Here is a 12,268-nt window from a genome sequence, read left to right as displayed (position 1 = left end):
ACTGTAGACAGCAACCGCGCATCATCAAACGATTTATTCAGCAGGCTTGTTAGTATCAGCTTGTGCTTTTTCACGCACACGGATACCAAGCTCACGCAGTTGTTTGCTATCAACGCCAGCAGGTGCTTGGGTCAATGGGCAATCAGCTGTTTTGGTTTTTGGGAAAGCGATAACGTCACGGATAGAGCTTGCGCCTACCATCAACATAATCAAACGATCCAAACCAAATGCTAGGCCGCCATGCGGTGGTGCACCGAATTTTAGGGCATCAAGTAAGAAACCGAATTTGTCTTCAGCTTCTTGCTCACCAATACCCAAGGCTTCAAGTACAGCTTGCTGCATATCGTAAGTATTGATACGTAAGCTACCACCACCAATCTCAGTACCGTTCAATACCATGTCATAGGCGATAGAAAGGGCAGACTCTGGATTGTTTTTCAACTCTTCAACTGAGCCTTTAGGCTTAGTGAATGGATGATGCATCGACGTCCAGCGACCATCGTCAGTCTCTTCAAACATCGGGAAGTCGGTCACCCAAAGTGGGGCCCATTCACAAGTCGTCATTTCAAGATCTAGACCGATTTTTTGGCGTAATGCACCAATTGCATCATTCACGACACTGGCTTTATCTGCACCAAAGAAGATAATGTCGCCATCTTCTGCAGCAGTACGCTCGATTAAGCTCACAAGTACGTCATCAGTCATATTTTTGATGATTGGAGACTGTAGGCCAGACTCTTTATCCACACCATTGTTGATACTGCTAGCGTCATTGACTTTGATATAAGCCAAACCGCGTGCGCCATAAATACCAACAAACTTGGTATAAGCATCGATTTGCTTACGGCTCAATGAAGCGCCACCAGGAATGCGTAGGGCAGCGACACGACCTTTAGGATCGTTAGCAGGACCGGCAAATACCTTAAAGTCGACGTCTTTCATCAAGTCTGCAACGTCAACCAACTTTAGAGGAATACGTAAGTCAGGCTTGTCTGATGCATAGTCGCGCATTGCTTCTGCGTAAGTCATGCGAGGGAACTGCTCAAACTCAACATCCATCATGGTCTTGAACAAATGCTTGATAAGACCTTCGTTGATGTTCATGATTTCTTCTTCGTTCAAGAAAGAAGTCTCGATATCCACCTGAGTAAATTCAGGCTGACGATCGGCACGTAAATCTTCATCACGGAAGCATTTAGCAATTTGATAATAACGATCAAAACCTGACACCATCAATAATTGCTTAAATAGCTGTGGTGACTGCGGCAGGGCAAAGAAGTTACCTGGACGGGTACGTGATGGTACAAGATAATCACGCGCACCTTCAGGCGTTGCACGAGTCAAGATAGGTGTCTCAACATCCAAGAAACCATGATCGTCTAAATAACGACGAATCGCTGACGTTGCCTTGGCACGGAACACCATACGCTCTTGCATTTGCGGACGACGCATATCAAGATAACGATATTTTAGACGCAAGTCTTCAGATACAGTCGTTTTTTCGTCATTCAATGGAAATGGCGGTGTTTCAGACTTAGCCAGTACTTCAATTTCTTTGCCCAATAGCTCAATTTGGCCACTGGTCATATTATTATTTTCAGTACCTTCATAACGACGACGTACGCGGCCAGTTATCTTTAGCACGTATTCAGGACGTACAGCATCAGCAGTCGCAAATGCTTCAGGGGTATCAGGGTCGACCACGACCTGTAAGATACCAGCGCGGTCACGCATGTCTAAGAAAATCACGCCACCGTGATCGCGACGACGATGTACCCAGCCTACGATACTAATGGTTTGCTCAAGCAAGCTCTCGGTTACAGCTCCGCAATACTCGTCTCGGTATTCGCTATGCGTCATAGTGCTTTGCGTCATAATATGGTTATCCAGTTATCAGCCCAATTCGAAGTACAATAATGCAGCCATTGTTGTGCGTTTCAAGCTATTTGCAAAAAAAACACACAAACAACGCGATTAAGACATATGGTCATCACGTTGGCTGCAGAAAATTTGATATAAACGCATATTATGCCTAATCTGCCTTTGTTATACAACCGGCTGAGTTCAATCAAAGAACGGGAGTCTGCAAGTATCTGAGGTATTTATTCTGCGTTATTTATATTGGGTTAAATATTGTCATCATGCTTGAAAACACCACTTAGTGTGCACATATCAACCGCACGTTAATAAAAACAGCCATATCAATATATTTAATATATTTACTGACTTGAGGATTTGTAACCATGCTATTTCATCCCCCTAAAAACCCTGTTGAGCTTAAAATACGCCATTTGAATGATGCTCAAAAGCAGCGCCGTGAAGATTTGATGGAAGCCACCCAAGGTAAAGCTGCCCTCAAACAGTTCAAAAAAGTCATGGCCAAAAAAGCCAAGCAAGCATTAAAAGCAAAAACTAAAAATAAGAAAAAACATACTGATGACAAGGCACAAGTTTTTGTGCTCGATTTTGACGGTGATATCAAAGCAACTGCGGTCAAACATTTGCGTGAAGAAATCAGTACTTTAATTAGTACCGCAAATAAAGGTGACGAAGTTATCGTCCGTCTCGAATCAGGCGGTGGTTTGGTACACGGTTATGGTTTGGCCGCAGCGCAATTGGTTCGCCTAAAAGATGCTGGTTTAAAACTGACGGTCTGTGTTGATAAAGTGGCGGCAAGCGGTGGTTATATGATGGCCTGCGTTGCAGACAAGGTAATAGCCGCGCCATTCGCTATCATTGGTTCAATTGGTGTGGTGTCGCAATTGCCAAACTTCCATAAATGGCTAAAAAACCATGACGTCGATTATGAAATGTTTACTGCTGGTGACTATAAGCGTACGGTGACTGTATTTGGTGAAAATGATGCCGAAGACCGTGCCAAATACCAAGAAGAACTAGAGCAGACGCATGAGCTATTCAAGCATTTTGTTAATACATATCGTCCAGAACTCGATGTTGCCAAAGTAGCTACGGGTGAGCATTGGTATGGCGAAGATGCGTTAAAGCTTAACTTAATTGACAGTTTACAAACTTCAGACAGCTATATTTTAGAGCGTATGGAAGACAACGAAGTGTACGCACTTTATTCACGTCAGAAGCCGACGTTAGCAGAAAAGCTAGGATTGGCTCAAGCAGCAGAAGCGACACTGAGCATGGCTGTAGATAAATTACCTGATGCACTTGCACGTTTTGATTTGAACAGCCGCCTAAATATTCTGAAATAATGTTAGTTATCATTATGATAGTTAAATAATGGTATTTCAGCGCTCAGAAGTTTTTGGATACATTGTTTATATTTTGTAAAAGGCGTGGCCTAGCTGGTCGCGCCTTTTTGCTGTTTATTGACAATTGCTGTGTTATAAATGTAGCACACGGAAAACAGTATACGTGCGTGCACTAAAGCTCTAGTAGAGCTTTTTATCAACATTTGATTTAGAAAATCAATAAAGAAAAGGAAGTCATTTATGTCTAACGACAATTTAATGTTTACCGCAACAGAACATGGTCAAGCCATGCATGCCAAAGTCAAAGCGTTTATCGAAACGAATATTGAGCCTATCGAAGCCCAATTCTGGGAAGATTGTCATAAGAAAAACCCTGATGGTAATTGGGAAAACTGGGAATGGCCAGAAGCCTACGAAAACCTGCGCAAACAAGCACGTGAAGAAGGCTTATGGAATTTATTCCTGCCAGATGACACACTAGGTGCAGGACTGTCAGTCACTGATTATGCGCCTATTGCAGAATTGACTGGTCGTAGTTTGCTAGCACCTCATGTATTTAACTGTAATGCACCTGATAGCGGTAACATGGAGCTGTTATGGCGCTACGGTACTCAAGAGCAGCAAGACAAGTGGCTGACCCCAATCCTAGAAGGTAAGACACGCTCTGTATTCTGTATGACTGAGCCTGACGTGGCGTCAAGTGATGCAACCAATATGCAAGCAACCGCCGTAGTAGATGGTGATGAGATTGTCATCAATGGTAGCAAGTGGTGGTCATCTGGTCTTGGTGATCCAGCGGTTGATGTCCTGATTGTGATGGCATATACCGCGGATGAAAGTGCAGACCGTCATCATCAGCATTCGATGGTGCTTGTGCCAGTCAACACACCAGGTGTGAACATCAAACGTATGCTTAAAGTGTTTGGTGATTATGATGCACCGCACGGCCATGGTGAGATTAGCTTCGAGAATGTGCGTGTGCCAGTCAGCCACTTTATTGGTGGACCTGGTAAAGGTTTTGAGATTGCACAGGGTCGTCTAGGGCCAGGCCGTATTCATCATTGCATGCGCTGTATCGGTGCTGCCGAAAAATCTCTTGAGTTAGCGGTCAAGCGTGGTATGTCACGTACTGCCTTTGGTAAGCCATTACTACAATTGGGTGGTAACTTTGAGCGTATCAGCGAAGCCCGTATCAAAATCGACCAAGCACGCTTGCTCACATTGTACGCCGCCCAAAAAATGGATGCTCAAGGCACCAAAGCCGCATTGACGGAAATCTCTGCTATTAAAGTAGTGGCGCCAACTGTGCTACAAGAAGTCGTCGATATGGCGATTCAGATTCATGGTGGTATGGGCGTGTGTCAAGATACCTTGCTACCGAATTTCTACGCGCAAGCACGTGTACTACGTTTGGCAGATGGTCCAGATGAAGTACATAAAACCATGATTGCCAAACTAGAACTAAAACGTCAGGGCTTTAGTCGTTCTGCTAAATCTGACAAAGCTTAGTCTTAAGCTTAATCTTAACAAACGGTTGTGTGAGTTAGTTTTGATTTGCTCACGCAACTATCAAGAATAAGCCAATCAAAATGCTAATTAAGAATTCACTATTAACAACTTAGTAGTGAATTTTTCATCACTAGAGCGAGTCCTCATTTCAAAAATAGCGAGAAGAATGAGATAAATTGAATTGAGAACTGGCTCGCATATCTGTTATAAAAATAAATGACCACATGATAAGGAATGTCTCATGGCAACTGATAATAAAGTACTAGACAAAGGCGGTGCCGTACGCGAGGGTGAAGAGCTTGATGCTAAAGCAGTCAGTGAATGGCTTCGCGGTCAAGGTGTCGACGTGATAGGCGAGCCTACGGTCACTCAGTTCTCAGGCGGCGCATCAAACTGGACGTATCGACTACAGTATGAAGGTGAAGATAAAAACCAAGACCTCATATTACGTCGTCCACCAAAAGGTACCAAGGCAAAATCTGCCCATGACATGGTGCGTGAGTACACCGTTCAAAAAGCGTTAAAAGATGCATATCCTTATGTGCCTGAGATGATTGCGCTATGTACGGATGAAGCTGTTATCGGCGCTGACTTTTATGTGATGGAGCGGATGGAAGGTATTATTCCTCGTGCAGAATTGCCAGAAGGTATCGATCTAAATCCTGAGCAAACGCGTCTGCTTTGCACCAATGTATTAGACGCTCTGGTAGAGTTACATCAGATAGACTATACCGAGCATCCTGATTTGGTTAATTTGGGTCGCGGTGAAGGTTATTGCGAACGCCAGATCAGTGGTTGGGATAAACGTTATGTTAAAGCAAAGACGCCAAACGTACCAAGCTTTGCGCTGGTCAGACAATGGCTTGCTAAGCACACGCCTGCTGATAGCAAAACTTGTATCATTCATAATGATTGGCGCTTTGACAATGTCATACTTGATGCGGATGAGCCGACCAAAGTTATTGGCGTGCTCGACTGGGAGATGGCAACCCTTGGCGATCCATTGATGGACTTGGGTAGTGCGTTGGCTTACTGGATTGAAGAAGATGACAATATCATCATGCAGCAGTTCCGTCGTCAGCCAACACATTTAGAAGGCATGATGACGCGTGATGAAGTGGTTGAATATTATCTAAAACAGTCAGGTTTAGAGATAGATAACTGGACCTTCTATGAAGTGTTCGGATTGTTCCGCCTCTCAGGCATTATTCAGCAAATCTACTATCGTTATTATCATAAGCAAACCACCAATCCAGCGTTCAAAAACGCTTGGCTCGTTATACATGTCATGCATGCTAAATGTTTGAAACTGATTGCGCAATATGAAGGCGAAGCCTTATTCAATGCGCATGTGCAGCCGCATTTAGAAGACATAGGCGTAGATGCTGCTGCTATCGAGCAGTTGCCAAGCCCTGTTCAAAAAGTGGTCAAAAGTATTTTACCAAAAGGTTATTTTGCAAAAGCACCTGACTCTCCTGAAGCGTAAGCATTCAGCAAACCGTACTTTAGCAAATATGATAAAAGGTAAGAATTTATGACAACCATACTTTTAGCACGTCATGGCCAAGCGTCTTTTGGACAAGAAAACTATGATCAACTCTCAGAACTAGGCACTGTTCAGGCACAAATGCTAGGTCAGCACTATGCAGCTACGCAGCGCCGCATCGATGCCATATTTACTGGTAGGTTGGTTCGGCAGCAAGACTCAGCACGTCATTTTTGGGAGCGTTACCAATCATCCGTACATGTTAATAATAGCAATGGCACAGCTGTTGCGCCCGCAATCAACTTTGATCAGCCTGATAGTTATATTTTGCCGCAATTTGATGAATTTAATCATAAAGACGTGTTTGTTAAGTCAGCAGAGGCATCGGGAAATCGATCTGACATCTCAGCTGAAATCGCCAAAGCAGAATCGCCAGCTACCCGACTGGCTGAGCTATTTGATCAAGCGATGCAGCGCTGGCATGCTGGTGACAATGATCAAGACTATCTTGAAAGTTGGCCACAGTTTAATAATCGTGCACAGCAAGCCCTTGAACAAGTACGTACGAAAGTAGCAAGTATGAGCTTAGATCAGGACAGCACCGTACTCGTATTTACTTCAGGCGGTGTCATCGCTGCAATAACTGCACAGTTATTGCGACAAGGCAGTCAAACCGCTTATCAGCTGAATAAAAGCTTGGTTAATACGGGTGTGACCTCTATTACTTTAAAGAATCAAAGTTCTCGCTTATTGTCTTTAAATGAATACAGTCATTTATTTTCTGATGGTAAACCGTTTGTGACATGGCGGTAAATTTACACATGATTTGCGGATAATGTAGTGTCATATCTGCTTAAAGTATAAGCCTTATAGACGTTTATACTAAAAAGTTACCAATTTGATTCTGTACAATATCGATATACAAAGGACGGTACATGCAAAATAAATTAATAAAATTGGTTGCTAAAAGTGCGCGCCATAGCAAAAACCAGATAGTAGGCGCGGTTCGACCTGCAAGCTATCTAAAAGACCTGAGTAAGCAGCAAGTAGGCACAGGTAAAACGGTGCTTATCACAGGGGCCAGTTCAGGTCTGGGCGAGGGTATGGCCAGACTGTTTGCTAGCCTTGGCTACAACTTGGCCATATGTGCGCGTCGCATTGATCGTTTAGAGCATTTAAAGTCGGAGATGATGGACAAGTATCCTGATATCCGAGTCGAATACCAAGCGCTAGATGTGAGTGATTATGATGCGGTTTTTCAAGTGTTTGATGCTTTTTCAGATGACTTTGGTAGTATTGAGCGAGTAGTGGTCAATGCGGGTATTGGTGATAGCCGCCGCATTGGTAAAGGGCATTTTGAAACCAATCGTCGCACTGCTGATGTCAATTTTGTCGCCGCATTGGCACAGTGTGAAGCCGCCATGAATATCTTCCGTGCTCAAAACAGCGGGCATTTGGTCGTGATATCTAGCATGTCAGCCATGCGCGGATTACCTAGGCATCTGACGACCTATGGTGCAAGTAAAGCTGGCTTGGCTCACTTAGCAGAAGGCATTCGTGCTGATATGCTTTTGACCAATTTACCTATTAAAGTTTCTACAATTTACCCAGGTTATATTCGTACTGAAATCAATGAAGGCTCTAAGCCATTACCATTTGAAGTTGATACAGATACTGGTACCAAAGCAATTGTCGCGGCTATCGAAGCGGGTGTGGATGAAGCCTGTGTGCCGAGCCTACCTTGGTCCATGGTCAGTCACGCGATGAAGCACTTGCCATTACAGGTAATGAATAAACTAAGCTAATCAAATCAAATTGGTTTTCCTAAGGTAGAAAAGAAGAAGCCCACTACAATAATAGTAGGCTTCTTCTTTTATTTACTCTAAATAGCAGGACAAGTATTACAAGGTTTGAGGGTTGTTTGACATATGCTGTTCACGCAATTTTTGACGCAGTACTTTACCAACGTTACTCTTTGGTAGTTCACTAACAAACTCAATATGACGTGGACACTTATAACCAGTCAAATTGTCTAGCGCAAATTCTTTAATGACTTCTTTAGTGACATTGTTATCGGCAGGTACGATATAAATTTTAACCGCTTCACCTTGATTTTCATCAGGAATACCGATCACAGCACAATCGACGATGCCATCACAATCGAGCATAACTGACTCGATCTCATTCGGGAATACATTGAATCCTGAAACCAAAATCATGTCTTTCTTACGATCTAGTAGAGTAAAGTAGCCTTTCTCATCCATGCTAACGATATCGCCAGTGCGGAAGTAGCCATCGCGAGTAAAGTCATTGCTATTGTCTTTATTAAAGTATCCTGACATGACGTTTGGACCTTTGATACACATCTCGCCTGCTTGATGCATGCCAACACGCTCACCGTTTTCGTCAATCACGATAATATCGACACTCGGTACAGGTATACCAATAGTACCGTTGAACTTGCGGTCAGTGATAACGTTGGCAGTACCACCAGCCACGCCTTCAGTCATACCCCAACCTTCAACCATAGGGCAGCCAGTCACTTCTAACCAACGTGCTGCGGTTTGCTCAGTAGCAGCCATACCACCAGCTTGAGTGATACGTAACGAGCTAAAGTCCAAGTCTTTAAAGTTTGGCTGGTCAAGTAAACCTTTAAATAGAGTGTTCACAGCAGGGAAGATGTGGAACGGTTGTTTTGATAAGGTTTTGACAAAACCTGGCATATCGCGCGGATTAGGTACTAGAATAAAGGTATAACCTGAACGCATACCGAGCAAACTCAGCATAAAGGCAAAAATATGATACAGCGGTAAGGCCATAACCATATTGATGTATACTTCGTTGATACCTGAGGTCACAGGGCGATACCATGCCTCTGATTGCATAGCAGCAGCAACGACATTACGTTGTGTTAGGACAGCACCTTTAGATAACCCAGTCGTACCACCTGTATATTGCAAAATCGCTTTTTGTTGTAGGGTGGTTTTTGGTGCTTGAATCGGTAGGTTTTTTCCCTTTTTCAATACTTCAGGGAATTTAGTGACATTGTACTTAGGATCATTTAGATTGTATTTTGGAACCAAGCGTTTGACCTGACGAATGACCGTATTGACCAAAATACCTTTTAGACCCATCATATCGCCCATTTTCGATAGCACGATACGTTTGATATTGGTCTCTTCAATGACTTGCTCTAAAGCCTGCGCAAAGTTATCCACAACAAAAATAACCTGAGCGCCCGAGTCGTTCAATTGATGACGTAGCTCACGGCCTGTATATAGCGGATTGATAGGTGTACAAACGTAACCTGCACGCAGAATACCAATCATAGTCGGTAGGTATTGTGGAACGTTCGGCATCATGAGAGCCACTACGCTACCTTTAGGTAAACCTTGAGCTTGTAACCATGCTGCGACTGCCAGTGAAGCGTTATCAACATCACCATAAGTATGCGTCACACCCATACAGATAGTCATCGGATGCATACGAAAGCGGTTAAAACACTCTTCATATAACTCTATGAGGCTTTCATACTGATCAGGATTAATCGTCTTGGGTACATTTTCTGGGTATTGAGCAAGCCAAGGTTTATCTACAGTCATGATTAGCGTCCTTAAATATTAAAATAAATTAAGGCTCTATAAAAAAGTAGTCACATCCATGTCAACAATTTAAATCGCTGTTCCGTTAGCAAGAAATTGTCGAGTGCTATCCTATATGTTCACATACTGCTAAAATACGGGGCCCTTATAAAGTTTGATTTAATCACAGAGCATAAATAGCTCATCAGATTAAAAAACCAATTAATGTTTTGGTAATGAAAATAGCTACTAGTAATGCTGCTAATCAATCGATATGAATCATAATTGTATAAGATTAAAATAACAGAAAGTATAGTGACACATTTTGGCAATACATTAACATAACTACAACCGTGCCTGTTATTCTTATACAAGAACTTGATAGTTTACAGTTAAACTTGATAAATGAAATAATATATGTTGAATAATCAGAAAATACCTAGACAAATAATTTACTTTCTTATCAAGTAATTAACATGAAATTTATTCAAAAAATGTCATATAATTGGATATGAAAGTAGCTTTGTAGTAATTATAATAGAGAAATTTTATAGTTGAATGACAGAAAATAAATATACAAAAGGGCATCTTACAATTACTGTAAGATGCCTTTAGTAAAAATAAATTCATGTTTTTAGAATTTTTTAAAAATTGTCTCTATTTATACTTGAGGGTAGTCTGCATTGTGTTTTTCACGCAATTTTTGACGCAGTACTTTACCGACATTACTCTTTGGTAAGTCGCTCACAAACTCGATGTGGCGTGGACACTTATAACCCGTTAGATTGTCTAACGCAAAGTCTGTAATCACTTCTTTGGTAACATTATTGTCTTCAGGTACTACGTATATTTTGACCGCTTCACCTTGATGACTATCAGGAATACCAATGACCGCGCAGTCAAGAATACCATCACAATCAAGCATCACGGACTCAATTTCGTTTGGAAATACATTGAAGCCTGAAACCAAGATCATGTCTTTTTTGCGATCTAGCAGTTTAATATAACCCTTGTCATCCATGCTGACGATATCACCAGTGCGGAAATAACCATCACTAGTAAAATCAGCACTACTGTCTCTATTCAGATATCCAGAGGTTACGTTAGGGCCTTTAATACATAGCTCGCCCCCTTCGTTTAGATCTACATGCCTGCCGTCTTCATCGATAATAATAACATCGACACCAGGGGCTGGCACACCGATAGTACCGTTAAACTCACGATTGGTAATAACGTTGGCGGTGCCGACTGCAACGCCTTCTGTCATACCCCAACCTTCGATCATCGCGCAGCCAGTTACTTCTAACCAGCGATTCGCAGTTTGCTCGGTAGCCGCCATACCACCAGCTTGTGAGATACGTAAAGAGCTAAAGTCCAAATCTTTAAAATTAGGATTATCGAGCAGCCCCTTAAAGAGGGTATTTACTGCAGGGAAAATATGGAATGGTTGTTTTGATAAAGTTTTAACAAATCCAGGAATATCACGTGGATTAGGTACTAGTATAAAAGTATAGCCTGAGCGCATACCAAGTAAACTCAGCATGAATGCAAAGATATGATACAACGGCAGTGCCATCACCATATTGATATACACTTCGTTAATTTCTGATGTGATAGGGCGAGTCCATGCTTCTGATTGCATCGCTGCTGCTACGATATTACGCTGTGACAAAATAGCGCCTTTCGAAAGACCTGTGGTACCGCCTGTATATTGTAAAAATGCTTTTTGATCCAAAGACATTTTTGGTTGCTGAAAAGGTAAGTTTTTACCTTTTTTCAATACTTCAGGGAATTTAGTGACGTGGTACTTAGGATCATTAAGATTGTACTTGGGTACTAAGCGTTTGACCTGACGAATAATCGTATTGACCAAAATACCTTTCAAACCCATCATATCGCCCATCTTCGATAGGATGACACGTTTGATAGCTGTTTCTTCAATGACTTGCTCAAGCGCTTGGGCAAAGTTATCAACCACAAAAATTGCTTGAGCACCAGAATCGTTCAGCTGATGGCGTAATTCTCGGCCAGTATATAGTGGGTTGACAGGGGTGCACACATAGCCTGCACGCAGTATCCCAATCATGGTTGGTAGATACTGTGGAACGTTTGGCATCATGAGAGCGACGACACTACCTTTTGGCAAGCCTTGGTTCTGTAGCCAAGCAGCGACTGCCATTGAAGCGTTATCAATATCACCATAGGTATGAGTCACTCCCATACAGATGCTCATTGGGTGCCCACGGAAGCGATCGAAGCATTCTTCGTACAGCTCCATAATGCTGCTATATCTATCGGGATTAATGGTTTTTGGCACACCGGCTGGATATTGAGAAAGCCAAGGTTTGTTCGATATCATAGTTAGCATCCTTGCGATTTGATATAGGCTAAAGTATTTTGAAAAGGTAGTTATCAATCTATCAATAGTACAAACCACCACTTATTTAGGTGGTATATACCGTAATCAA

8 protein-coding genes are annotated in these 12,268 nt (G+C 42.4%); 5 read left to right on the top strand and 3 right to left on the bottom strand.

What is annotated here, in order from left to right:
- Positions 1–33: 33 nt before the first annotated feature.
- Complete coding sequence (gene aspS / locus I3254_RS11935; RefSeq protein ID WP_102092879.1) at positions 34–1,860, bottom strand: aspartate--tRNA ligase; 1,827 nt, start codon at positions 1,858–1,860, stop codon at positions 34–36.
- Positions 1,861–2,243: 383 nt separating this feature from the next.
- Between aspS and sohB the strand changes: the two genes are divergently transcribed.
- From sohB to I3254_RS11910, 5 genes are all read left to right on the top strand, one after another.
- Positions 2,244–3,224 carry a protease SohB gene (gene sohB / locus I3254_RS11930; RefSeq protein WP_160021877.1) on the top strand — a complete coding sequence of 327 codons (981 nt, stop codon included), beginning with the start codon at positions 2,244–2,246 and terminating at the stop codon, positions 3,222–3,224.
- A gap of 258 nt (positions 3,225–3,482) precedes the next feature.
- The gene (locus I3254_RS11925) at positions 3,483–4,733 is read left to right on the top strand and encodes an acyl-CoA dehydrogenase family protein (RefSeq protein WP_227526716.1); all 1,251 of its coding nucleotides are present in this window, start codon (positions 3,483–3,485) and stop codon (positions 4,731–4,733) included.
- Positions 4,734–4,974: 241 nt separating this feature from the next.
- Positions 4,975–6,219 carry a phosphotransferase family protein gene (locus tag I3254_RS11920; protein ID WP_238053011.1) on the top strand — a complete coding sequence of 415 codons (1,245 nt, stop codon included), beginning with the start codon at positions 4,975–4,977 and terminating at the stop codon, positions 6,217–6,219.
- A gap of 48 nt (positions 6,220–6,267) precedes the next feature.
- Complete coding sequence (locus I3254_RS11915; protein WP_102092865.1) at positions 6,268–7,032, top strand: histidine phosphatase family protein; 765 nt, start codon at positions 6,268–6,270, stop codon at positions 7,030–7,032.
- A gap of 122 nt (positions 7,033–7,154) precedes the next feature.
- Positions 7,155–8,024, top strand: coding sequence for an SDR family oxidoreductase (locus I3254_RS11910; protein WP_269117548.1), 870 nt, complete (start codon positions 7,155–7,157; stop codon positions 8,022–8,024).
- A gap of 96 nt (positions 8,025–8,120) precedes the next feature.
- Here I3254_RS11910 and I3254_RS11905 read toward each other — a convergent pair whose 3' ends face one another.
- Positions 8,121–9,821 carry an AMP-binding protein gene (locus tag I3254_RS11905; protein WP_238053010.1) on the bottom strand — a complete coding sequence of 567 codons (1,701 nt, stop codon included), beginning with the start codon at positions 9,819–9,821 and terminating at the stop codon, positions 8,121–8,123.
- A 640-nt stretch (positions 9,822–10,461) separates the two neighbouring features.
- Complete coding sequence (locus tag I3254_RS11900) at positions 10,462–12,159, bottom strand: AMP-binding protein (RefSeq protein ID WP_102092208.1); 1,698 nt, start codon at positions 12,157–12,159, stop codon at positions 10,462–10,464.
- Between the last annotated feature and the right edge of the window lie 109 nt (positions 12,160–12,268).

Origin of the sequence: Psychrobacter sp. Ps2, from assembly GCF_022129405.1 — a bacterium.
GTDB lineage: Bacteria > Pseudomonadota > Gammaproteobacteria > Pseudomonadales > Moraxellaceae > Psychrobacter.
Note: the sequence above shows the minus strand (reverse complement) of the source record. Positions and strands in the feature narration are given on the sequence as shown.